At 60.3% G+C, this 22903-nt stretch carries 24 protein-coding genes; 22 read left to right on the top strand and 2 right to left on the bottom strand.

The window, feature by feature from the left end; translation table 11 throughout:
- Window positions 1–27: 27 nt before the first annotated feature.
- The 8 genes from AACY25_RS01575 (at window position 28) to murB (ending at window position 6904) form a co-directional block, all read left to right on the top strand.
- Window positions 28–2253, top strand: coding sequence for a DNA internalization-related competence protein ComEC/Rec2 (locus tag AACY25_RS01575; protein WP_339522116.1), 2226 nt, complete (start codon window positions 28–30; stop codon window positions 2251–2253).
- Between the two features lie 71 nt (window positions 2254–2324).
- Entirely contained in the window at window positions 2325–2957 is a 633-nt protein-coding gene (locus tag AACY25_RS01570; protein WP_339409736.1) for a MotA/TolQ/ExbB proton channel family protein, read from the top strand.
- Window positions 2954–3382 (top strand): ExbD/TolR family protein, encoded by a 429-nt coding sequence (locus AACY25_RS01565; protein ID WP_339409735.1) that lies wholly within the window; start codon window positions 2954–2956, stop codon window positions 3380–3382. The genes AACY25_RS01570 and AACY25_RS01565 overlap by 4 nt, the downstream gene beginning before the upstream one ends.
- 13 nt (window positions 3383–3395) lie before the next feature.
- On the top strand, window positions 3396–4397 hold the full coding sequence (gene lpxK / locus AACY25_RS01560) for a tetraacyldisaccharide 4'-kinase (RefSeq protein ID WP_339522115.1): 1002 nt from the start codon (window positions 3396–3398) through the stop codon (window positions 4395–4397).
- Window positions 4398–4458: 61 nt separating this feature from the next.
- Window positions 4459–4644: a Trm112 family protein gene (locus tag AACY25_RS01555; RefSeq protein ID WP_090442371.1), complete on the top strand. Its 186-nt coding sequence runs from the start codon at window positions 4459–4461 to the stop codon at window positions 4642–4644.
- Window positions 4645–5409 carry a 3-deoxy-manno-octulosonate cytidylyltransferase gene (gene kdsB, locus AACY25_RS01550; protein WP_339522114.1) on the top strand — a complete coding sequence of 255 codons (765 nt, stop codon included), beginning with the start codon at window positions 4645–4647 and terminating at the stop codon, window positions 5407–5409. It begins immediately after the preceding gene.
- Entirely contained in the window at window positions 5409–5873 is a 465-nt protein-coding gene (locus AACY25_RS01545; RefSeq protein WP_339522113.1) for a low molecular weight protein-tyrosine-phosphatase, read from the top strand. Before kdsB ends, AACY25_RS01545 begins: the two co-directional genes overlap by 1 nt.
- On the top strand, window positions 5870–6904 hold the full coding sequence (gene murB / locus AACY25_RS01540; RefSeq protein ID WP_339522112.1) for a UDP-N-acetylmuramate dehydrogenase: 1035 nt from the start codon (window positions 5870–5872) through the stop codon (window positions 6902–6904). The genes AACY25_RS01545 and murB overlap by 4 nt, the downstream gene beginning before the upstream one ends.
- Before the next feature lie 103 nt (window positions 6905–7007).
- On the opposite strand, the gene rne is transcribed toward murB, so the two are convergent.
- Complete coding sequence (gene rne, locus AACY25_RS01535; protein ID WP_339522111.1) at window positions 7008–10115, bottom strand: ribonuclease E; 3108 nt, start codon at window positions 10113–10115, stop codon at window positions 7008–7010.
- A gap of 579 nt (window positions 10116–10694) precedes the next feature.
- Here rne and rluC point away from each other — a divergent pair.
- The 3 genes from rluC to sppA are packed head-to-tail and all read left to right on the top strand — an operon-like array spanning window position 10695 to window position 13330.
- Window positions 10695–11648 (top strand): 23S rRNA pseudouridine(955/2504/2580) synthase RluC, encoded by a 954-nt coding sequence (rluC, locus tag AACY25_RS01530; RefSeq protein WP_339522110.1) that lies wholly within the window; start codon window positions 10695–10697, stop codon window positions 11646–11648.
- A gap of 7 nt (window positions 11649–11655) precedes the next feature.
- Window positions 11656–12366: an HAD-IA family hydrolase gene (locus tag AACY25_RS01525; RefSeq protein WP_339523785.1), complete on the top strand. Its 711-nt coding sequence runs from the start codon at window positions 11656–11658 to the stop codon at window positions 12364–12366.
- Window positions 12356–13330, top strand: coding sequence for a signal peptide peptidase SppA (gene sppA, locus AACY25_RS01520; protein ID WP_339522109.1), 975 nt, complete (start codon window positions 12356–12358; stop codon window positions 13328–13330). The genes AACY25_RS01525 and sppA overlap by 11 nt, the downstream gene beginning before the upstream one ends.
- Before the next feature lie 50 nt (window positions 13331–13380).
- Here the strand turns inward: sppA and AACY25_RS01515 are convergent, their stop codons facing one another.
- A complete protein-coding gene (locus AACY25_RS01515; protein ID WP_339522108.1) occupies window positions 13381–13959 on the bottom strand; it encodes a Maf family protein in 579 nt (192 codons plus the stop codon).
- A 120-nt stretch (window positions 13960–14079) separates the two neighbouring features.
- Between AACY25_RS01515 and AACY25_RS01510 the strand changes: the two genes are divergently transcribed.
- From AACY25_RS01510 to AACY25_RS01460, 11 genes are all read left to right on the top strand, one after another.
- Window positions 14080–14607, top strand: coding sequence for a YceD family protein (locus AACY25_RS01510; RefSeq protein ID WP_170049017.1), 528 nt, complete (start codon window positions 14080–14082; stop codon window positions 14605–14607).
- Between the two features lie 13 nt (window positions 14608–14620).
- Complete coding sequence (gene rpmF / locus AACY25_RS01505) at window positions 14621–14803, top strand: 50S ribosomal protein L32 (RefSeq protein ID WP_002552688.1); 183 nt, start codon at window positions 14621–14623, stop codon at window positions 14801–14803.
- A 3-nt stretch (window positions 14804–14806) separates the two neighbouring features.
- Window positions 14807–15817, top strand: a complete 1011-nt coding sequence (gene plsX / locus AACY25_RS01500; RefSeq protein WP_339522106.1) for a phosphate acyltransferase PlsX — start codon at window positions 14807–14809, stop codon at window positions 15815–15817.
- 104 nt (window positions 15818–15921) lie between these two features.
- Window positions 15922–16860, top strand: coding sequence for an ACP S-malonyltransferase (gene fabD / locus AACY25_RS01495; RefSeq protein WP_339522105.1), 939 nt, complete (start codon window positions 15922–15924; stop codon window positions 16858–16860).
- Between the two features lie 15 nt (window positions 16861–16875).
- On the top strand, window positions 16876–17619 hold the full coding sequence (fabG, locus tag AACY25_RS01490; RefSeq protein WP_167141161.1) for a 3-oxoacyl-ACP reductase FabG: 744 nt from the start codon (window positions 16876–16878) through the stop codon (window positions 17617–17619).
- Window positions 17620–17815: 196 nt separating this feature from the next.
- Window positions 17816–18049: an acyl carrier protein gene (acpP, locus tag AACY25_RS01485; protein WP_058066290.1), complete on the top strand. Its 234-nt coding sequence runs from the start codon at window positions 17816–17818 to the stop codon at window positions 18047–18049.
- Window positions 18050–18156: 107 nt separating this feature from the next.
- Complete coding sequence (gene fabF, locus AACY25_RS01480) at window positions 18157–19401, top strand: beta-ketoacyl-ACP synthase II (RefSeq protein ID WP_305589404.1); 1245 nt, start codon at window positions 18157–18159, stop codon at window positions 19399–19401.
- Window positions 19401–20216: an aminodeoxychorismate lyase gene (pabC, locus tag AACY25_RS01475; protein ID WP_339522104.1), complete on the top strand. Its 816-nt coding sequence runs from the start codon at window positions 19401–19403 to the stop codon at window positions 20214–20216. The genes fabF and pabC overlap by 1 nt, the downstream gene beginning before the upstream one ends.
- A 3-nt stretch (window positions 20217–20219) precedes the next feature.
- Window positions 20220–21272 carry an endolytic transglycosylase MltG gene (gene mltG / locus AACY25_RS01470; RefSeq protein ID WP_339522103.1) on the top strand — a complete coding sequence of 351 codons (1053 nt, stop codon included), beginning with the start codon at window positions 20220–20222 and terminating at the stop codon, window positions 21270–21272.
- A gap of 9 nt (window positions 21273–21281) precedes the next feature.
- Window positions 21282–21914 carry a dTMP kinase gene (gene tmk, locus AACY25_RS01465; protein ID WP_339522102.1) on the top strand — a complete coding sequence of 211 codons (633 nt, stop codon included), beginning with the start codon at window positions 21282–21284 and terminating at the stop codon, window positions 21912–21914.
- Complete coding sequence (locus AACY25_RS01460) at window positions 21907–22893, top strand: DNA polymerase III subunit delta' (protein ID WP_339522100.1); 987 nt, start codon at window positions 21907–21909, stop codon at window positions 22891–22893. The genes tmk and AACY25_RS01460 overlap by 8 nt, the downstream gene beginning before the upstream one ends.
- Window positions 22894–22903 lie beyond the last annotated feature (10 nt).

The raw sequence follows: 22903 nt of genomic DNA, 5'->3' as shown, positions 1-22903 counted from the left end.
GCTGGATCTGACTCACGGAGCGAGTCTATGCGCATAGGGATTTTGGCGCTGGTAGCTGGGCTACTGGTGCTGCGTTTTCTTCCGGCCTTGCCGCCGTTATGGCTGCTGATTGTTCTGCCGGTGGCAGCGCTGATGCTTTTGCCGTTTCGCAGTTTCCCTATCGCTTTGTTTTTATTCGGCTTCACCTGGGCTTGTGTATCGGCGCAGTGGGCGCTGGATGATCGCCTGGCGCGGCATCTGGATGCACGAACCCTATGGCTGCAAGGGCAGGTGGTCGGCCTGCCCGAAGTGGGCGAGGGCGTAGTGCGCTTTCAGCTGGAACAGGTGGTTTCACGGCGCGACAAATTACCCGCGCGCCTGCGTCTGTCTTGGTATGGCGGGCCGACACTGCGCGCTGGTGAAACCTGGCGTCTGGCGGTACGGCTTAAGCGCCCTCATGGTTTGGTCAACCCCCAGTCATTCGATTACGAGGCGTGGCTGCTGGCGCAGCGCATCGGGGCTACGGGCACGGTAAAAAGTGGTGAGCTGATTGCGCCTGCCCGTGGAAGCGGTGCTTGGCGCGACCGCTTGCGTCAGCAGCTCTTGGCAACGCCCGCACATGGCCGTGAAGGCGCCTTGGCGGCCTTGGTGCTGGGCGATGGCTCGGGGTTGTCGACAGCCGACTGGCAGGTGCTGCAGAACACCGGCACGGTGCACCTGATGGTGATCTCCGGTCAGCATATCGGTCTGTTGGCGGCGCTTTTATACGGCCTGGTTGCCGGCTTGGCGCGTCTGGGGCTCTGGCCGCGCAACTGGCCCTGGTTGCCGTGCGCTTGTGTAATGGCGGTTGCAGGCGCGTTGGCTTATGGGCTGTTGGCAGGTTTTGAGGTGCCGGTACAGCGCGCCTGCGTGATGGTCGGTCTGGTGCTGCTCTGGCGCTGGCGTTTCCGCCATCTGGGCGTATGGCTGCCGCTGTTGTTGGCTGTGCTTGCGGTGTTGCTGTGGGAGCCGCTGGCCAGTTTACAACCGGGTTTCTGGTTGTCCTTTGGTGCAGTGATGCTGCTGATTTTGATCTTCAGCGGTCGCCTCGGCGCTTGGCCCTGGTGGAGTACTTTGCTGCGCGCGCAATGGGCTATGGCAATCGGCTTGTTGCCCTTATTGCTGGCGCTCGGCTTGCCGGTAAGTGCTAGCGGCCCGTTGGCCAATCTGCTGGCTGTTCCAGTGGTGGGGATACTGGTGGTGCCGCTGGCATTACTCGGTACGTTATTGCTGCCAGTACCTGGGGTGGGGGCCGCGCTGCTTTGGCTGGCGGGGTGGGTGCTGAACTTGCTCTTCGAATTACTGGCCTTGTTAGCTCTGTGGCTGCCGGCCTGGTTGCCCAGCGCTTTGCCCTATTGGGCTTGGCTGCTCGTTGCGCTTGGTGCGCTGGTGCTGCTCCTGCCGGCCGCCTTGCCGATGCGCAGCCTGGGCGTGTTATTGCTGCTGCCTTTGTTGTTCAGCCCGCAACAGCGTCCTGAAAATGGGCGAGCGGAGGTGTGGGTGCTGGATGTCGGTCAAGGGCTGGCGGTGCTGGTTCGCACCCAGGGGCATGATCTGCTGTATGACGCTGGACCGCGCTTTGGCGAATTCGATACCGGTGAGCGGGTGGTATTGCCATCTCTACGGGCGTTGGATGTGCGCGGGCTTGATCTGTTGCTGATCAGTCATGCCGATAACGATCACGCGGGAGGCGCTGCAGCGATCAAGCGCGGTCTGCCCGTGAACCAAGTGCTCAGTGGCGAGCCGGATAAGCTCGCACCTTTATTGCTGGCCGACGCCTGCGTCAATGGGCTGAGCTGGAACTGGGATGGGGTCGAGTTCAGCACCTGGCGTTGGACGCAGGCGACTGATGGCAATCAGGCATCCTGCGTGCTGCGTATAGAAGCCAATGGCGAGCGGCTGTGGTTGACCGGCGACATCGACAGCGATGCCGAGCGGGCACTGCTCAACAGCGGCTTGATGATGCCGGCGCAATGGCTGCTGGCACCCCATCACGGCAGTCGCAGTTCGTCATCTGCCGCCTTACTGGCGCAGGTCAGGCCCGCTGCCGCGCTGGTTTCCCGCGGTGCGCACAATGCTTTTGGCCATCCGCATGACGAGGTGGTAGCCCGCTACCGGGCCTTGAATACGCAGCTGTACGACACGGCTCTGCATGGCGCTATACGGATTCGCCTGGGTGCATTCGAGCAGGCGCAGGGTTTGCGCTATCGAGCACGTTTTTGGCGGGAAAAATGAGAACGGCAGCGGTCGGCGAGGCGGCGACCCTATGCTAGAGTGGCGCCACTTTTGTGAAGGGGATCTGCCACGTGTGGGAACTGGTTAAAGCTGGCGGCTGGATGATGCTGCCAATCATTCTGTGTTCTATCGCTGCGGCCGGCATCGTTGCCGAACGCCTCTGGACACTGCGGCCGAGCCGCATCACGCCACCCAACCTGCTCGGTCAGGTATGGAAGTGGATCAAAGATAAAAAGCTTAATAACCAGAAGCTCAAGGAGCTGCGCGCCAACTCACCCTTGGGGCAAATCCTTGCTGCGGGCCTGGCCAATTCCAAGCATGGTCGCGAGATCATGAAAGAGTGCATTCAGGAAGCGGCCGCCCGAGTCATTCATGACCTTGAGCGTTATCTGAATGCGTTGGGGACCATTGCCGGTATCGCTCCGTTGCTGGGTCTACTGGGGACCGTGCTTGGCATGATCGAAATTTTCAGCTCCTTCATGGGCTCAGGTATGGCCAATGCGGCATTACTCGCCGGCGGCATTTCCAAGGCGCTGATCACCACGGCCGCAGGCCTGATGGTGGCTATCCCTGCACTGTTCTTCCATCGCTATCTGCAACGTCGGGTCGATGAACTGGTAGTGGGTATGGAGCAGGAGGCGATTCGCCTGGTGGAAGTGGTGCAGGGTGACCGTGACGTTGACCTGGGTGAGGATAAGGCGTGAAATTCCGGCGCAAACCGCGGGAGAACGTCGAGATCAATCTGGCCTCGTTGATTGACGTGGTATTTATCCTGCTGCTGTTCTTCGTGGTCACCACGACTTTTACCCGTGAGACTCAGCTTAAGGTCGATCTGCCTGAGGCCGCTACTGGTACGCCGCCAGAGCAGACTGAACTGAAGCAGCTGGAGATCCTGATTGCCGCCGATGGCAGCTACTCGCTGAACGCCAAGCAGTTGCTGAAAAGCGATCTGCAAAGCCTGATGGCGGCGCTGCAGAAGGAATCGGAAGGCGATAACAGCCTGCCGCTGATCATCAGTGCCGATGCCAAGGCGCAGCATCAGGCGGTAATTACCGCCATGGATGCGGCCGGCAAGCTGGGTTTTGCCCACCTGCGTATGACCACCATTGAGGCGCAAGCCGCGCCTTGAGGCTTGCCCGCTGATGAGCCTGTCCGCACGACTCACTGCTGCCTGGTACACCGGTCATCCGGCACTGGGCCTGTTGCGTCCGCTGGAGTGGCTCTATCGCGTGGTGGTGCAGCGCAAGCGCGCGCGCTTTCTGGCCGGTGATGGCAACATTTACCGTGCTCCCGTGCCGGTCGTAGTAGTCGGCAACATTACCGTTGGCGGCACCGGCAAGACCCCGATGATTCTCTGGCTGATTGAACATTGCCGCCGCCAAGGGCTGCGCGTCGGTGTGGTCAGTCGCGGCTATGGTGCGCAGCCGCCACAGCTGCCCTGGCGGGTGCAGGCCGATCAGGCTGCCAGCGTTGCTGGTGACGAACCGTTGCTGATTGTGCAGCGCAGCGGCGTGCCGCTGATGATTGACCCTGACCGCGGGCGCGCCGTGGCGGCTTTGCTGGCGGCCGAACCGTTGGACCTAGTTCTCAGTGATGACGGCTTGCAGCACTACCGTCTGGCCCGAGATCTCGAACTGGTGCTGATCGATGCCGCGCGCGGCTTGGGCAATCGTCGTTGCCTGCCTGCCGGCCCGCTGCGTGAGCCGGTCGAGCGTCTACAGGCGGTGGATGCGCTGCTGTATAACGGCGCCCCCAGTGATCCGCAGGGCGCTTACGGCTTTACCCTGCAGCCGCGCGCCCTGGTCAATCTACGCAGTGCTCAGCAGCACCCGCTGAGTCATTTCCCGGCTGGTCAGGCCCTGCATGCGGTCGCCGGCATTGGCAACCCGCAGCGTTTCTTCAACACCCTCGAAGGGCTACACTGGCGGCCTGTCGCGCATGCCTTTGCTGACCACGCGCCGTATAGCGCCGAGCTGCTGAATTTCAGCCCGGAGCTGCCGGTGCTGATGACGGAAAAGGATGCGGTCAAGTGCCGTGCCTTTGCGGCTGACGATTGGTGGTACCTGGCGGTGGATGCCGAGCCTTCGGCCGCGTTTGTCGCCTGGTTTGATCAGCAATTGCAGCGTCTTGTGCCGCGCACCTGATTGTTCTGATCATTCGGCGGCTTCGTCCGCCCCAGTAGCTGCTTCCTCTCAAGGATCTCCCATGGACCCGAAACTACTCGACATTCTCGCCTGCCCATTGTGCAAAGGCCCACTTAAGCTCGCCGCTGACAAGAGCGAGCTGATCTGCAAGGCCGACGCACTGGCCTTTCCGGTGCGCGATGGCATCCCGGTGATGCTGGAAAGCGAAGCCCGCACCCTTAACGTTGACGAGCGCCTGGACAAGTAAATGAGCCCTGTCTTTACCGTTGTGATTCCGGCGCGTTTTGCTTCCAGCCGCCTGCCGGGCAAGCCGCTGCAGGATATTGCCGGCAAACCGATGATTCAGCATGTCTGGGAGCAGGCGTGCAAAAGCAGCGCCCAGCAGGTGGTAGTTGCCACCGACGATGCGCGCATCGTTGAGGCGTGCCGCAGCTTTGGTGCGCAGGTGGTGCTGACCCGCGTCGATCACAACTCCGGTACCGACCGCCTGGCTGAAGTAGCGACGGCTCTGGGCCTGGCGGCTGACGCTATCGTGGTCAACGTGCAGGGCGACGAGCCGCTGATTCCGCCAGCGATCATTGATCAGGTGGCGGCCAATCTGGCGGTCAATCCGCAGGCGGCCATCGCCACCCTGGCTGAGCCGATCGAGGATGTACAGGCGCTGTTCAACCCCAATGTGGTCAAGGTAGTCAGCGACAAGGCCGGCCTGGCCCTGACCTTCAGTCGTGCGCCGCTAGCCTGGGCGCGGGATGCCTTCGCCAAGAGCCGTGACGAACTGCCAGTCGGCGTGCCGTACCGTCGCCACATCGGCATCTACGCCTACCGTGCGCAGTTTCTGCATGACTTCGTCGCCTGGGGCCCGTGCTGGCTGGAAGACACCGAGTGCCTGGAGCAGCTGCGCGCGCTCTGGCATGGCGTGCGTATCCATGTCGCCGATGCCCTGCAAGCGCCACCTGCGGGCGTCGACACGCCGGAAGACCTGGAGCGGGTTCGTCGCCTGCTGGGGGTCTGATGCGCGTTCTGTTCGTCTGCCTGGGCAATATCTGCCGCTCGCCAACGGCCGAAGGTGTATTGCGCCACAAGCTGCGTGAAGCAGGACTGGAAGGGCGCATCGAGGTCGATTCGGCCGGCACTGGCGGCTGGCATGTGGGCAAGGCTGCGGATCTGCGCACTCGTCAGGCTGCGCAGCAGCATGGCTATGACCTCTCTGCGCTGCGCGGTCGGCAGGTCAAAGCGGCGGATTTTCACGCCTTTGACCTGATTCTGGCGATGGATAACAGCAACCTGCACGACCTGCAGCAGCTGCGTCCGGGCAATCATGCGGCCGAGCTTGACCTGTTTCTACGCCGTTATCAGCTGGAACTGGATGAAGTGCCGGATCCTTATTACGGTGGTGAAGCCGGTTTTACCCAGGTACTGGATTTGATCGAGCAGGCCTGTGATGCGCTGGTAATAGAACTCAAGGGGCGCTTATGAGCCTTCAGGTGCGCACTCAGGTATCACTGAAGCCTTATAACAGCTTTGCCGTCGAGGCCCAGGCCAGTCATTTTGCCGAAGCTGCAAACGATCAGCAGGTGCGCGAAGCGCTGAGCTATGCGCAAACGCAGCAGCTTCCGCTGCTGTTACTCGGTGGTGGCAGTAATCTGCTGCTCACAACCGATGTCGAGGTGCTGGTGCTGCGTATGGCCAGTCGCGGTATTCGCGTGCTTGAGGATGATGGCGAGCGGGTGCTAATCGAAGCGGAGGCGGGCGAGCCCTGGCATCCCTTTGTGCAGTGGACCCTGGCCCGCGGCTTTGCCGGCTTGGAAAACCTCAGCCTGATTCCCGGCACCGTCGGTGCCGCACCGGTGCAGAATATTGGCGCCTACGGCGTTGAACTGAAGGATCTGTTTGCCGGTTTGACCGCCCTGGATCGCCGCAGTGGCGAGCTGCGCGAATTTTCTTTGGACGATTGCGCCTTTGCCTACCGAGATAGCCTGTTCAAGCGGGAAAGCGGGCGTTGGGTCATCCTGCGGGTGCGTTTTGCCTTGAGTCGTGCTGCTGCGCTGCATCTGGATTACGGTCCAGTGCGTCAGCGTCTGGAAGAGCAGGGAATCAATGCCCCGACGGCGCTGGATATCAGCCATGCGATCTGCGCCATTCGCAGCGAAAAATTGCCTGACCCTGCTCACCTAGGCAATGCCGGCAGCTTCTTCAAGAACCCGCTGGTATCGAGTGAGCTGGCGCAGCGTTTGCGCGCTGAGCATGCCGATCTGGTGGCCTATCCTCAGGTGGTGAATGGCCAGGCGGACGGGCAGGTTAAGCTGGCCGCGGGCTGGCTGATCGAGCGGGCGGGCTGGAAGGGCTTTCGTGAGGGGGATGCGGGTGTGCATCGTCTGCAGGCGTTGGTGCTGGTGAATTACGGCGCCGCCACTGGTGCGCAGCTGTTGGCACTGGCGCAGCGTATCCAGGCGGATATCGCCCAGCGTTTTGCGGTCGACTTGGAGATCGAGCCAAACGTGTTGTAAGGCGTTTGGGCGGAAGGTAGCGAACAGCGATTGATCGCACTGTAATAAAAGCTAGAACGCAAAAGGGGATGCCGAAGCATCCCCTTTTTTATTGCCTAGCGGATCAGACCTGCGGTTTGACCGCTTCTTTATCCTGCTCGTCAGCTTCTGCTTCAGTAAACAGCGAGCTTTGCGGCTTCGGGCTTACTTCTGCTTCTGTGGCTTCAGCTTTGGGCCCGACTGTTTCGCTGTGCGCAGGCGCTTCGGCTGCGGTTTCCACTACGGCTTCGGCAACTACGTCTGCAACCGGCTCCGCAGCGATCGGCGCAGCCGCTTCAACCTGCACGGCGGCAGTTGGGGCTTCGGCGGCTTCGCGGGCCAGGCGCTCGGCTTCACGCTGACGACGACGCACTTCGCGCGGATCGTTCGGTGCGCGACCGTTGCTGCTGACAGCGACCGCAGGTGCGGCTTCAGCTGCCACAACTTCAGTCACTGCGACTTCGGCAACCGGCTCGGCAACGGCAACCACAGCTGGCGCTTCAATAACTTCTGCGACCGGTGCGGACGCTTCTACAACAGCAGGTGCTGGTGCAGCTTCGCTGACTTCGGCCTGTGCAGGTGCTCCGCTGGCCTCGACAACCGGGTTGCTTACTGCTTCTACAACAGCGGTTTCAACAACGGCTTGTGGCGCTTCAGCTGCAGCGACTTCACGTGGCTGCTCCTGCTCGACAGCTGCCGGTGCGGCTTCAGTGGTCGCTTGGGTTGCTTCGTCCGCGCCAGTGATGACGGCGGCGGTCACTGCTGTAGCGACTACTGCGTTGTCGGCGTCGGCTGGTGCTTCTGCGGTTTCTTCGCTGCCTTCGATTGGGTTGCCGTTGGCATCGTTCTGGCGCTCGCGACGATTGCTGCGACGACGCTGGCCGCGGGAGCGGCGACGTGGGCGATCACCACCTTCGCTGCCTTCCTGCTCATCGTCCTGCAGTGCTTCTTCAGCATTCAGTGCTTCTTCGTCACTGACAGCTGCAGCCTGTTCGGCACGCGGCTGGCGCTCTTCACGCGGTGCGCGCGGCTGGCGCGGTTCGCGTTGCGGACGTTCGGCGCGGGCTTCTTCGCTAACGGTTGCGCTATCACCAGGTGCGGCATCTAGTGGCTCACGCAGTTCGCGCGGCTGGCGCTCTTCACGTGGTTTGCGGTCGCGTGGCTGACGCTCTTCACGTGGTGGGCGCGATTGACGCACTTCTTGCGGCTCGCGAACTTCTACGACGTCACGCGGGCTGCGTTCTTCGCGTGGCGCACGCTCTTCACGCGGTGCGCGTTCCTCACGTGGAGCACGTTCTTCACGGGCTGCGCGAGGCTGACGCTCTTCACGCGGAGCACGCTCTTCACGTGGCCCACGGTCCTCGCGCGGCTTTCGATCTTCATTGTTGCGGCCACCACGGTTGCGGTTCTGCTGGCGACCGTTGCGACGTTCATCACTGCGCTGTGGGCGTTCGCTGGTTTTCTTCTCAACGATGGCGGGCTTTTCTTCTTCCTTGCCGGCGAACAGGCTGACCAGCGACTTGACCAGACCCTTGAACAGGCTTGGCTCGGCAGCAGCTACCGGCTGTGCGGCTACTGCTTCAACCGGGGTTGGCGCAGTGCGCTGCGGCGCGGTCTTGATCGCGGCTTCCTGGCGAACCAGAGTGCGCGTTGCGGCGGCCTGCTTCTCTTCTTCCACTTCAATGGTCGCCATTTCATAGCTGGATTGAGTGGACTGAGCTTCCGGGCTGTCGTCACGAATGCGGGTGACTTCGAAGTGCGGGGTTTCCAGGTGATCGTTCGGCACGATAACGATGCGCGCACGGGTACGCAGTTCGGTCTTGGTGATCGAGTTGCGTTTTTCGTTGAGCAGGAAGGCGGCAACTGGAATTGGCACTTGTGCGCGAACTTCGGCGGTGCGGTCTTTCAGGGCTTCTTCTTCGATCAGGCGCAGAATCGCCAGCGACAGCGATTCAACGTCGCGGATGATGCCTTGGCCATTGCAGCGTGGGCAGACGATGCCGCTGCTTTCGCCCAGGGACGGACGCAGGCGCTGACGCGACATTTCCAGCAGGCCGAAGCGCGAGATGCGGCCCACTTGTACGCGGGCACGGTCGGCTTCCAGGCTTTCACGGACTTTTTCTTCCACGGCGCGTTGGTTCTTCGCCGGGGTCATGTCGATAAAGTCGATAACGATCAGGCCGCCGATGTCACGCAGGCGCAGCTGGCGGGCGATTTCTTCAGCCGCTTCCAGGTTGGTCTGCAGGGCAGTTTCTTCGATGTCACTGCCTTTGGTCGCACGGGCCGAGTTGATGTCGATGGACACCAGGGCTTCGGTCGGGTCGATGACGATGGAACCACCGGACGGCAGCTTCACTTCGCGCTGGAAAGCGGTTTCAATCTGGCTTTCGATCTGGAAGCGGTTGAACAGCGGCACGCTGTCTTCGTACAGCTTGATCTTGCTGGCGTACTGCGGCATCACCTGATTGATAAAGCTCAGAGCTTCCTGCTGCGCTTCGATGCTATCGACCAGCACTTCGCCGATGTCCTGGCGCAGGTAGTCGCGGATGGCGCGAATGATCACGTTGCTTTCCTGATAGATCAGGAAGGGCGCAGCGCGGTCGAGCGAGGCTTCTTTGATGGCGGTCCAGAGTTGCAGCAGGTAATCGAGGTCCCACTGCATTTCTTCGCTGGAGCGGCCCAGGCCTGCGGTGCGCACGATCAGGCCCATGTCGCTAGGGGCGACCAGGCCGTTCAGTGCTTCACGCAGCTCATTACGCTCTTCGCCTTCGATGCGACGCGAGATGCCGCCAGCGCGCGGGTTATTTGGCATCAGTACCAAGTAACGACCGGCGAGGCTGATAAAGGTGGTCAGGGCTGCACCCTTGTTGCCACGTTCTTCCTTCTCGACCTGAACGATGACTTCCTGGCCTTCCTTGAGCACGTCTTTGATATTGACGCGGCCTTCTGGGGCCTTGCTGAAATATTCGCGGGAGATTTCTTTGAGCGGGAGAAAACCGTGACGTTCAGAGCCGAAGTCAACGAAAGCAGCTTCGAGGCTGGGTTCTACGCGGGTGATTTTACCCTTATAGATGTTAGATTTTTTCTGCTCACGGGCGCCGGACTCGATGTCCAGGTCGTAGAGTTTTTGCCCATCTACCAGGGCGACACGCAGCTCTTCAGGTTGAGTTGCGTTAATCAGCATTCTTTTCATGTAATACCGTCGGTTTCCGGTGCTGGCGGAAGCGGCGTTCGGCACACACGACTTCAGGGTCGGTGTCAGGTGCGTCAGGAACGGTCGTAAAGCGTTCCAGTGTCTAGCGGCGGTCAGCCAATTGTGCTGGGCCGCGACGGACGTCTCCTGCTCGCTGTGATAACAGAAAGCACTAAGTCAGGAGGAGGAATCAGCTGTTGGTAGCGGACGAGATGAAGCGTCTTGGTAAAGCGAGCTGCTACGCGGACCAACAGTTGTACATCTCCACCCTACACGTATCGCTGAAACTCGGGTGCCGCTCGCGAAAATCCGCAGCGGGTTAACTATTACCGCAACCGTCCAGAGGGGCAGGTTGCGCATCATGGCTTAAAGGCTTTATTTCCGAGTTATTCACAGCCTTGGAGGCTTTTCTTTCGTTGAATAACCCGTCGGACGGCCTCACGTCCCGAATGGGTTGCGTTGGTTGGGGATGGCAGTTTTGGCGATCATCCGCAAACCAGGCCGCTTTTGGCGGCGTCCCCGACTATAGCAGCAATGATTAAGTGCTTCAATTCCATAAAAAATTGTTATGATTGCGCGATGACAAATCCTTCCCCTCCAACCTCCGGCGTCCAGCTGCTCGAGGTTGCGCCGGAGCTTGCCGGCCAACGCATTGATAACTTTCTTCGCACCCAGCTCAAAGGCGTGCCCAAGACGTTGATTTACCGTATTTTGCGTAAAGGCGAAGTGCGCGTGAATAAAGGTCGGATTAAGCCTGAGTACAAGTTGCAAGCCGGCGACATCATTCGCGTGCCGCCGCTGCGCCTGGCTGAGCGCGATGAGCCCGAGCCGTTGGCCCAGGGGCTCTTGCAGCGGCTTGAAGCTGCAATTGTCTATGAAGATAAGGCGCTGATCGTGCTGAACAAGCCGGCCGGCATCGCTGTGCATGGCGGTAGTGGGCTGAATTACGGGGTTATCGAAGCCTTTCGTCAGTTGCGTCCGGATGCCAAAGATCTGGAGTTGGTGCACCGCCTGGATCGTGATACTTCGGGTCTGTTGATGATTGCCAAGAAGCGCAGCATGTTGCGCCATCTGCACGAAGCATTGCGTGGCGATGGCGTGGATAAGCGTTATATGGCGCTGGTGCGTGGCAACTGGGCGACGGCCAAGAAGCAGGTCAATGCGCCACTGCTTAAGAGTAATCTGCGTTCCGGTGAGCGCATGGTTGAGGTCAATCCTGAAGGTAAGGAGGCGTTGACTATCTTCCGTGTGCTGCGCCGCTTTGGTGAGTTCGCTACCCTAGTCGAGGCCAAGCCGGTTACCGGACGTACCCATCAGATCCGTGTGCATGCGCAGCATGCCGGGCACTGCATTGCTGGTGACAGCAAGTACGGCGATGACGATTTCACCAAGGAAATTCGCGATCTAGGCGGCAAGCGCCTGTTTCTGCATGCCTATGAGTTGGTTGTGCCGCTGCCTGAAGGTGGTCAACTCAAGCTTGAAGCGCCGGTCGATGAAATGTGGGTGCGGACTATGGTGCGTCTCGGTGCCTGATTCTCAGATGCGTGGCTGTCAGGAGCGTGGCTACCAGCTGCTGATCTTTGATTGGGATGGCACGTTGGTCGATTCCATCGGTCGGATCGTTGCGGCGATGCATCTGGCTGCCGATGCTTGCGACTTGCCACGCTGCACGGATGAACAAGTGCGCGGCATTATCGGTCTGGGCTTGCCTGAGGCGATTCGTTGCCTGTATCCGGATATGCAGGATGCGGTTCGTGCTCAGCGACTGCGGCAAAGCTATAGCGAAAATTACTTGGCCCTTGAGTCCGAGCCTTCGGCGCTGTTCCATGGTGTGGCTGAGGGTTTAGAGGCGTTTCGTGTCGAGGGTTATCGTCTGGCAGTAGCGACTGGCAAAGGGCGGCACGGTTTGCAGCGCGTGCTGGCGGATCGGGGTTGGCTGGATTATTTCGACTACAGCCGCTGCGCCGACGAAACGGCAAGCAAGCCGGATCCACTGATGTTGCATGAGATTCTTGCGCAAAGCGGTATTGCTGCCAGTCGGGCGCTGATGGTGGGTGACTCGACCTTCGACCTGTTGATGGCGCAGCGTGCCGGCATGGATTGTGTGGCCGTGGGTTATGGTGCGCAGTCGTTGCAGGCGCTGCGTGAGTGCCGGCCTACGCTGGCAATAGAGTGTTTTACCGAGTTGCGCGCCTGGCTAGGCCGGTGCGCGTCAAATCAGTCAGTTGGGGTGGTTTTGCATGGCAGATGAATGGAAGGCGTCGGCGGCTGATGGCGACGGTAAGAGCTGGCAGCTGCTGGAGAAGACTCTTCTGGCCGGGGTGCAGGAGCAGCGCCGCGCGCGGCGTTGGGGGGTTTTCTTCAAGCTGCTGACCTTTATTTATATCTTCGGTGCGCTGGCATTGTTCTCGCCCATGCTGGCGATGAAAAAAGGTGCGACCACCGGCAGTCATACTGCGGTGATCGAGGTGCGCGGGATGATTGCCGATCAGGAATCGGCCAGTGCCGATAATATTGTCAGCAGCCTGCGTGCGGCGTTTGAGGACGCCAACACCAAGGGCGTGATCCTGCGCATCAATAGCCCGGGTGGCAGCCCGGTGCAGTCGGGCTACATCTATGACGAGATTCGCCGCCTGCGCGCCGAATACCCGACGATCAAAGTGTATGCAGTGATCACCGATTTGGGTGCGTCGGGTGCCTATTACATCGCCAGTGCGGCCGATGAGATCTATGCCGACAAGGCTAGCCTGGTCGGCTCTATTGGTGTCACGGCCGCAACCTTTGGTTTTGTTGGGGCTATGGAGAAGCTGGGTGTGGATCGTCGTGTGTATACCTCCGGCGAGCACAAGGCGTTTCTCGATCCGTTCCAGCCGCAAAAGGCTGAAGAGACCGAGTTTTGGCAGGGCGTACTGGAAACCACCCATCGTCAGTTTATTGCCAGCGTTAAGCAGGGGCGTGGTGAGCGTTTGAAAGATGCCGAGCACCCTGAGCTGTTCTCGGGCCTGGTTTGGTCGGGAGAGCAAGCCTTGCAGTTGGGCTTGGTCGATGCCTTAGGTAATACCAGCTATGTGGCGCGGGAAGTGATTGGCGAGAAGGAAATCGTCGACTTCACGGTGCAAGAGTCACCTTTCGATAAGTTTGCCAAGACTTTAGGTGCCAGCTTGGCTGAGCGCATTGCACTTTGGATGGGGTTCCAGGGGCCGGCGTTGCGCTAAGGTCTGGAGCTGTTTTAAACAAGCCCGGTCATTGATCGGGCTTGTTGTTTTTAGGGGATATCGATGCCGCTGGCCAGCAGCATGTCCACCAGGCGGATTAGGGGGAGGCCGATCAGGCTGTTGCTGTCGCTACCTTCTGTGCTGCGAAACAGGCTGATGCCCAGGCCTTCGGCCTTGAAGCTGCCGGCACAGTCGAAGGGTTGTTCGGCTGTCAGGTAGCGCATGATCTGTGCTTCGCTGAGGGCGCGGAAATGCACGGTGAAGGGGGTGCAGTCGGTTTGCTGCTGGCCGGTGGCACTGTTAAACAGCGTGAGGCCGGTCAGAAAGGTCACGCTGTTGCCGCTGGCTGCCATTAGCTGCTCGCGAGCGCGCTCCAGGGTGTGTGGTTTGCCGATGATTTGCGAGCCGAGTACTGCCACCTGATCTGAGCCGATGATCAGGTGCTGCGGGTGGGTAGCGCTCAGTGCTTGGGCCTTTTCCAGCGATAGTCGGCGCACCAGGGCTTCTGCGTCTTCATCGGGTCGCCTTAATTCGTCGATGTGCGGAGCGCTCCAGGTGAAGGGCAAGCGCAGGCGGGTGAGCAGTTCACGTCGGTAGGGTGAGCTGGAGGCGAGCACCAGAGGCAGCACGGCGATTTCCTTCTATTTAAGAGTTGGTAGAGGGTGGGCGATTCTAGCTGTCGGTCCATATGCTGGACAGGCCGAATTTCCTTTGACAGCGGCGGGTTGCATCCCTAAAATGCGCCGCCTATGTCAAATGGCCCGATTCCACCTCACGTTGATCCGCGCAAATTAGCCGATCGCAGCGCCACCCTCGAAGGTGAGCTGCAACTGTCAGATTTGCAGCGACTCTGCGGCCCGCTTGCCGATAACCAAGGCATGGTGCGCACGAAGTTCTTCTTCGAGCGCGACGAGCGCAATGCTGTAGTTTTTCACAGCGAGCTTGAGGTTGAAGTCAAGATGGTTTGCCAGCGTTGTCTGGAGCTGGTCACTTTGCCGATCCATAGCGCGTGTGATTACGCTGTGGTGAAAGAGGGTGCGAATACCCAGTCAGTGCCGCAAGGCTATGACGTGATTGAGTTGGGTGAAGACCCATTGGATCTGCTGGCGCTGGTTGAGGAGGAGCTTCTGCTTGCCTTGCCCATTGTCCCGGCTCATGACCCTAAAGATTGCCAGCAGCCGACCGGCCTCGAAGAGCCCGAGTCGAGCGAGGACGAGGTAACGCGGTCCAACCCGTTCAGTGTATTGGCGCAGTTAAAGCGTGACCCAAACGTTTAGGAGTTAATTAGTTATGGCTGTTCAGCAGAACAAAAAATCCCGTTCCGCCCGTGACATGCGTCGTTCGCACGATGCCCTCGAGGCCAGCACTCTGTCGGTCGAGAAAACCACCGGTGAAATCCACCTGCGTCACCACGTATCGCCAGAAGGCGTTTACCGTGGTCGTAAAGTGATCGACAAGGGCGCTGACGAGTAAATCTTGTCCGCTCCGATCATCGCGATTGATGCAATGGGTGGGGACTTCGGTCCCCACTGCATTGTTCCAGCCTGCATCTCCTGTCTGGCTGAAAATCCCTCGTTGCACCTGGTCCTCGTCGGCCAATCTTCTCTGCTTGAATCTCTGATTGCCCGCTATCCCGGCGTCGATCGTGCACGTCTGCGCGTTGAGCATGCGGGCGAAATTATCGCCATGGACGAGCGGCCGGCCCAGGCGCTGCGTGGCAAGCCGGATTCGTCGATGCGTATCAGTCTTGAGTTACTGCGCAGTGGTGCGGCGCAGGCTTGCGTCAGTGCCGGTAATACCGGTGCGCTTATGGCGTTGTCGCGCTATGTGCTGAAAACCCTGCCCGGCATTGATCGTCCGGCCATGGTCACCGCCATTCCGACGCAGGCGGGCTTCTGCCATCTGCTCGATCTGGGCGCCAATGTCGATTGCAGCGCCGAGCACCTCTACCAGTTTGCCGTGATGGGCTCGGTTACTGCCGAGGCGCTGGGTGCAGTGCGTCCGCGCGTAGCGTTGCTGAACGTCGGCACTGAAGACATCAAGGGCAACCAGCAGGTCAAACTGGCGGCCAGTCTGCTGCAGCAAGCGGAAGGCCTGAACTACATCGGCTTTGTCGAAGGCGATGGGCTGTATCGCGGTGAGGCCGATGTCGTGGTGTGCGACGGTTTTGTTGGCAATATCCTGCTCAAGTCCAGCGAAGGCCTGGCGGCAATGATTGCCGGGCGGATTGAAGCACTGTTCAAATCCAGCCTGGCTGCGCGCATGGTGGGAGTCTTGGCGTTACCGCTGTTGCGGCGCTTGCAGGGTGAACTGGCCCCGGCGCAGCACAATGGGGCGAGTTTTGTCGGGCTGCAGGGCATTGTGGTGAAAAGCCATGGTGCGGCCGGACCTGACGACTTTAAAAGCGCTATTCGCCGAGCTTTGCGGGAGATTGAAGAGGATTTGCCGCAGCGTTTGCATGGTCGCCTGGGCGAGCACCTGCTTTAGAATGTGACCGCAGCGGACAGCCTGTCATCCAACTGTCAGTTTCTTGCGCTTGGCTAAGCTGAGCGCGTATTACCGACGATCACGATCATTAGGAACAGGTTTCCATGTCTGCATCTCTCGCATTCGTCTTTCCGGGTCAGGGTTCCCAGTCGTTGAGCATGCTCGCCGAGCATGGTGCACAGCGACCGCTGATCCTCGAAACCTTCGCCGAGGCTTCCGAAGCCCTTGGTTATGACCTCTGGGCGTTGACCCAGCAAGGTCCTGAAGAACAACTCAATCAAACCGACAAGACTCAGCCTGCGATTCTCACCGCCTCTGTCGCGCTGTGGCGTGCCTGGCTTGCCGAGAGCGCCGCGCGTCCGGCTTTTGTCGCTGGCCACAGCCTGGGTGAATACTCGGCGCTGGTCGCAGCGGGTAGCTTGTCGCTGGCTGCTGCGGTCAAGTTAGTTGAGCATCGCGGTCAGCTGATGCAGCAGGCGGTTCCTGCCGGGCAGGGCGGCATGGCGGCGATTCTCGGTCTGGAAGATGCTGATGTACTGGCTGCTTGCGCCGAAGCTGCGCAGGGTGAAGTGGTCAGTGCAGTGAATTTCAATGCGCCAGGACAGGTGGTTATCGCCGGCGGCGCTGCTGCCGTTGAGCGCGCCATTGAGGCCTGCAAGGCACGTGGTGCCAAGCGCGCGATGCAATTGCCGGTTAGCGTGCCGTCGCATTGCGCGCTGATGCGGCCTGCGGCTGAGCGCTTTGCCGGAGCAGTAGCGGCAATTGACTGGCAGGCTCCGAACATTGCCCTGGTGCAGAACGTCAGCGCTGCGGCAGTGATGGATCTGGAAGGGCTCAAGCGCGACCTGTTGGCTCAACTTTACAGCCCGGTGCGTTGGGTTGAGTCGATCGTCTGCCTGTCTGCGCAAGGTGTGACTGATCTGGTTGAGTGCGGTCCGGGCAAGGTGTTGTCTGGTTTGAACAAGCGCTGCGTCAAAGGCATCAATACCCATAACCTGGACACCCCGGACGCCTTCGCTGCTGCGAACGCGGCCCTGGTCTGATTAAGGAGAAACGTTATGAGCCTGCAAGGTAAAGTTGCACTGGTCACTGGCGCGAGCCGTGGCATTGGCCAGGCGATTGCCCTGGAGTTGGGGCGTCAGGGCGCCGTGGTTATCGGTACCGCTACCACCGCTTCGGGTGCTGAACGTATTGCGGAAACCCTGAAAGCCAATGGCATTGAGGGGGCGGGTCTGGTTCTCGATGTCAGTGACAGCGAATCGGTCGCCAGCACCCTCGAACATATCCAGCAACATCTTGGTCAGCCGTTGATTCTGGTCAATAACGCCGGCATCACCCGCGATAACCTGATGCTGCGCATGAAAGATGACGAGTGGTTTGATGTCATCAACACTAACCTGAGCAGCCTGTACCGGCTGACCAAGGCTGTACTGCGCGGTATGACCAAGGCGCGCTACGGGCGCATCATCAACATCGGTTCGGTGGTGGGTGCCATGGGCAACGGTGGGCAGGTTAACTATGCAGCTGCCAAGGCTGGTCTTGAAGGTTTTGGCCGTGCGCTGGCGCGTGAAGTGGGTTCGCGGGCGATTACCGTGAACGCCGTGGCACCGGGCTTTATCGACACAGATATGACCCGTGAACTGCCGGAAGCACAGCGTGATGCGCTGCTGACACAGATTCCGTTGGGGCGTTTGGGGCAGGCCGAAGAGATCGCAAAAGTGGTCGCTTTCCTCGCTTCTGATGGCGCGGCTTACGTTACAGGCGCTACTATCCCTGTGAACGGCGGGATGTACATGAGCTGAATGTGACGGATGGCTTCAGAAAACTGTCATAGATGCTGTCTAAAATCCGTTATAAAGCTGCAACAGGTTTGTAGGCAGGTCGTTGAAGTGTTTGTGGGGCACCCCGGCATTCAGCTTGAAATGCTAAAAACCCTTTCTATACACTTGGCCGCAGCACAGTGGCCAAGATTTGTCCCATTAGGAGTGAGAACAACGTATGAGCACCATCGAAGAACGCGTCAAGAAAATCGTTGCCGAGCAACTGGGCGTCAAAGAAGAGGAAGTAACCAACAGCGCTTCCTTCGTTGAAGACCTGGGTGCCGACTCTCTTGACACCGTTGAGCTGGTGATGGCTCTCGAGGAAGAATTCGAGACCGAGATCCCGGACGAGCAAGCCGAGAAGATCACCACCGTTCAGGAAGCGATCGACTACGTTACTGCTCACGCGTAAAACGTAATCGTCGGATCCCGACTCGGAAAAGCCGCACTCCCTTCATCAGGCGTGCGGCTTTTCTTTAAGCGCTTTCCAGGCGTTGATAACTAGAAAAGGAGATTGCTGTGTCGCGTAGACGCGTCGTGGTTACCGGTATGGGCATGCTGTCGCCATTGGGTAACGATGTGCCGAGTAGCTGGCAGGGCATTTTGGCTGGCCGCAGTGGCATTGGCCTGCTTGAGCATATGGATCTTTCCGCTTTTTCCACACGTTTTGGTGGTGCGGTAAAGGGCTTTAACGTTGAGGAATACTTGTCCGCCAAAGAGGCGCGCAAGCTCGATCTGTTTATCCAGTACGGCCTCGCTGCCAGTTTTCAGGCAGTGCGCAACTCCGGTCTGGAAGTCACCGATGCCAACCGTGAGCGCATCGGCGTGGCCATGGGCTCCGGTATCGGCGGCCTGACCAATATCGAGAACAACTGCAAGTCATTGCATGAGCAAGGGCCGCGGCGCATTTCGCCGTTCTTCGTGCCTGGCTCGATCATCAATATGATTTCTGGCTTCCTGTCGATTCATCTGGGGCTGCAGGGGCCTAACTACGCCATTGCCACGGCCTGTACCACCGGTACGCACTGCATCGGCATGGCTGCGCGCAACATCATGTACGGCGAGGCCGATGTGATGGTTGCTGGCGGCGCCGAGATGGCCGCTTGCGGACTGGGTATGGGTGGCTTTGGTGCTGCTCGTGCGCTGTCGACGCGCAATGACGAACCGGCCAAGGCCAGCCGTCCGTGGGACAAAGACCGTGACGGTTTTGTGTTATCCGACGGTGCTGGCGCGCTGGTGCTGGAAGAGTTGGAGCACGCCAAGGCGCGTGGCGCGACCATCCATGCCGAGCTGATCGGCTTTGGCATGAGCGGCGACGCTTATCACATGACCTCGCCACCGGAAGATGGCGCAGGTGCGGCGCGCTGCATGACCAATGCCTTGCGCGATGCCGGCGTGAATCCTGATCAGGTGCAGTACATCAACGCGCATGGCACCTCGACCTCGGCCGGCGACAAGGCTGAAGTTGCGGCGGTGAAGTCGGTGTTCGGCGAGCATGCTTACAAGCTGGCCGTCAGCTCGACCAAATCCATGACCGGCCACCTGCTCGGCGCTGCCGGTGCGGTGGAGGCTATCTTCAGTATTCTCGCGCTGCGCGATCAGGTGGCGCCACCCACCATCAACCTGGATAACCCGGACGAAGGCTGTGATCTGGACTTCGTTGCGCACCAGGCCAAGGCCATGGCGCTGGATGTCGTGCTGTCCAACTCCTTCGGTTTTGGCGGTACCAACGGCTCGCTGGTGTTCCGCCGGTTCGCCGGTTGATGCTGAGCTGGGTCGATGGCCAGCCGGCCGAGCTGCTATCCGTCAAGGATCGCGGCTTGGCTTACGGTGATGGGTTGTTTGAGACCATCGCGGTAAATGCCGGGCAACCGGTGCTGTTGGACCGTCACCTGGCGCGTTTGGCCGAAGGTTGTGTGCGGCTGAAGATTCCTCTCGATCTATCCGTCGTGCGTGCCCAGCTGCTGGCCTTCAGTCAGCAGCTGGGGGATGGCGTGGCCAAGCTGATCCTTACTCGGGGTGACGGGCTGCGTGGTTATACGCCGCCGCAACCTGCCCAACCTCGATTGATCCTGCAGGGGGCCGCTAAACCGGTTTATCCCGCAGCCGATGCCGAACAGGGCGTGCGCCTGTTTGCCTGCGCTACGCGTTTGGCCGAGCAGCCGTTGCTGGCGGGCCTGAAGCATCTCAATCGACTGGAGCAGGTGCTGGCGCGCAGTGAGTGGCAGGACGCCGAGCATGCCGAGGGTCTGATGCTGGACACCAGCGGCCGGGTGATCGAGGGCGTTTACAGCAACCTGTTGCTGGTCAGTGCCGACATGCTGATTACTGCTGACCTGTCTCGTTGTGGGGTTGCTGGTGTGATGCGCGCCGAGCTGCTGGCTCAGGCGGCCACGCTTGGGATCGAGTGTCAGGTGCGCGATATCAGCTACGCCGAGTTGCTGGCAGCTGACGAGGTCATGCTGTGCAACAGCGTCTACGGCGTGTGGCCAGTTCGCGCTTTGCTTGCACACGACTGGCCCGTAGGCCCGCTCACCCGTAAACTGCAGGCCATTGCCCGCGATCTACTGGACTGCTGATTCGTGATACGCAAAATTTTGCTGCTGCTGGAAGGCGGCGTGTTGTTGGCTGGCTTGCTGGTTGCGTTTGCCGCCTGGCAACAGCACACGGCGCTGCATCAGCCGCTGAATCTGACTGAAGAATACCTGGTGGATGTGCCTGCAGGCGCGACTCCGGGTGGCGTGCTCAATCGCCTTGAGGCTGATGGCATTCTCGATCAGGCCTTCTGGCTGCGCCTTTACTGGCGCTTCAATCTGCGCAATCAACCCCTGCACAGTGGCGAATATCGGCTGACGCCTGGCGCTACAGCGCTGGATATGCTCGGCCAGTGGCGGCGCGGTGAAGTGCTGCAATACAGCTTGACGCTGGTTGAAGGCTGGAATTTTCGCCAGGTACGTGCGGCACTGGCGCGCGAAACCCGTCTCGAGCTGACCCTGAGTGAGCTGAGCGATGCCGAGCTGATGAAGAAGCTCGGCCTGCCAGGCCAGAATCCGGAAGGGCGTTTTTTCCCCGATACCTACAGCTTTGTGCGCGGTATGAGCGATCTTGAGCTGCTCAAACAGGCGCATGCGCGACTGGAGCAGGTGCTGGCCGAGGAGTGGGCGCAGCGCGCCAAGGACCTGCCTTACAAAGAACCTTATGACGCGCTGATCATGGCCTCGATGATCGAGAAGGAAACCGGCGTGCCGCAAGAGCGTGGCGAAATTGCCGGGGTGTTTGTGCGGCGTCTGCGCATCGGCATGCGCCTGCAGACTGACCCAACGGTGATTTACGGTATGGGCGAGCGCTACAACGGCCGCATCACTCGTAATGACCTGCGTCAGCCAACGGCCTACAACACCTATACCATCGACGGTATGCCGCCGACGCCGATCGCCCTGGTGGGTCGCGAGGCGATCCATGCGGCGCTGAATCCGGTGGCCGGCAGCAGCCTGTATTTCGTTGCCCGGGGCGATGGCAGCCATGTATTTTCCAGCACCCTGGAGCAGCACAACCGGGCCGTGCGCGAGTATCAGCTCAAGCGCCGCGCGGATTACCGTTCGAGCCCGGCCCCAGTAGTGCCCAATAATCAGTAAGGACAGCCTGTGAGCGGTTTGTTTATCACCCTGGAAGGCCCGGAGGGCGCAGGCAAGAGCACCAATCGTGACTACCTGGCCGAGTTATTGCGCGAGCAGGGTATCGATGTGCTGCTGACCCGTGAGCCGGGTGGCACGCCGCTGGCTGAGCGGGTGCGTGAGCTGCTGCTGGCGCCCAGTGATGAGCCGATGGCGGCAGACACCGAGCTGCTGCTGGTGTTTGCCGCGCGTGCTCAGCATCTGGCGCAGGTGATCCGTCCGGCACTGGCGCGTGGCGCTGTGGTGCTCTGTGATCGGTTTACCGATGCGACCTACGCCTATCAGGGCGGTGGCCGGGGGCTCTCCGAGGTGCGTATCGCCTTGCTGGAGGAGTTCGTTCAGGACTCGCTACGCCCAGACCTGACGCTGGTGTTCGATCTGCCGATCGAAGTGGGCTTGGCCCGCGCTGCGGCGCGCGGTCGGTTGGATCGCTTCGAACAGGAAGGCCGGCAGTTCTTCGATGCTGTGCGCCAGACCTACCTGCGCCGCGCGGCCGAGCAGCCGCAGCGCTACCGCATCGTTGATGCCGCACAGTCTTTGAGTCAGGTTCAGTGCGCACTGGATGAGTTGCTGCCGCAACTGCTGGAGCTGCAGCGTGGCTGACGCTTACCCCTGGCAGGATTCACTTTGGCAGCAACTGGCGGGTCGCGCGCAGCATGCCCATGCCTATTTGCTACACGGGCCGGCCGGCATCGGCAAGCGCGCGCTGGCTGAGCGGCTAATGGCGCGCCTGTTGTGTCAGCAGCCCGCTGGCCTAGATGCCTGTGGCCAGTGCAAGTCCTGCCATCTGCTGGCAGCCGGCACCCATCCGGATAACTACATCCTGGAGCCGGATGAGGCCGACAAGGCGATCAAGGTCGATCAGGTGCGTGAGCTGGTCAGCTTCGTCGTGCAGACCGCGCAACTGGCCGGGCGCAAGGTGGTGCTGGTCGAGCCGACCGAGTCAATGAACGTCAACGCCGCCAACGCCTTGCTGAAAAGCCTGGAAGAGCCATCCGGCAATACCGTGTTGTTGTTGATCAGCCATCAACCCAGCCGCCTATTGCCGACGGTGAAAAGCCGCTGCGTGCAGCAGGCCTGTCCGTTACCAAGCGAGGCGATGAGCCTGGCGTGGTTGCAGCAGGCGTTGCCGGGCTGTAGCGCCGAAGAGCATCGCGAGTTGCTGTTCCTTGCCGCCGGCTCGCCGCTGGCGGCGGTAAAGATGCATGAGCAGGGCGTTATCGCCCAGCGTGCACAGGTGGTAGAGGGGGTGAAGAAGCTGCTCAAGCAGCAGATTGCCCCCAGCCAGCTGGCTGAAAGCTGGAATGCGGTCTCCCTGCAGTTGCTGTTCGACTGGTTCTGCCAGTGGTCGCAGCTGATGCTGCGCTACCAGCTGACCCGCGATGAAGATGGGCTGGGGCAAGCTGATATGCGCAAGGTGGTGCAGTACCTGGCGGAGAAAGCCTCGCAGCCGAAAGTGCTGAATATGCAGGATTGGTTGCTGGCGCAGCGTCAGAAAGTCCTCGGCAAGGCTAACCTTAACCGTGTCTTGCTTCTCGAAGCCTTGCTGGTGCAGTGGGCAAGCTTGCCCGGACCGGGCTAGAATCGGCCAT

This window comes from Pseudomonas sp. EA_35y_Pfl2_R111, assembly GCF_963970955.1.
In the GTDB taxonomy this organism is placed as follows: Bacteria; Pseudomonadota; Gammaproteobacteria; order Pseudomonadales; family Pseudomonadaceae; genus Aquipseudomonas.
Note: the sequence above shows the minus strand (reverse complement) of the source record. Positions and strands in the feature narration are given on the sequence as shown.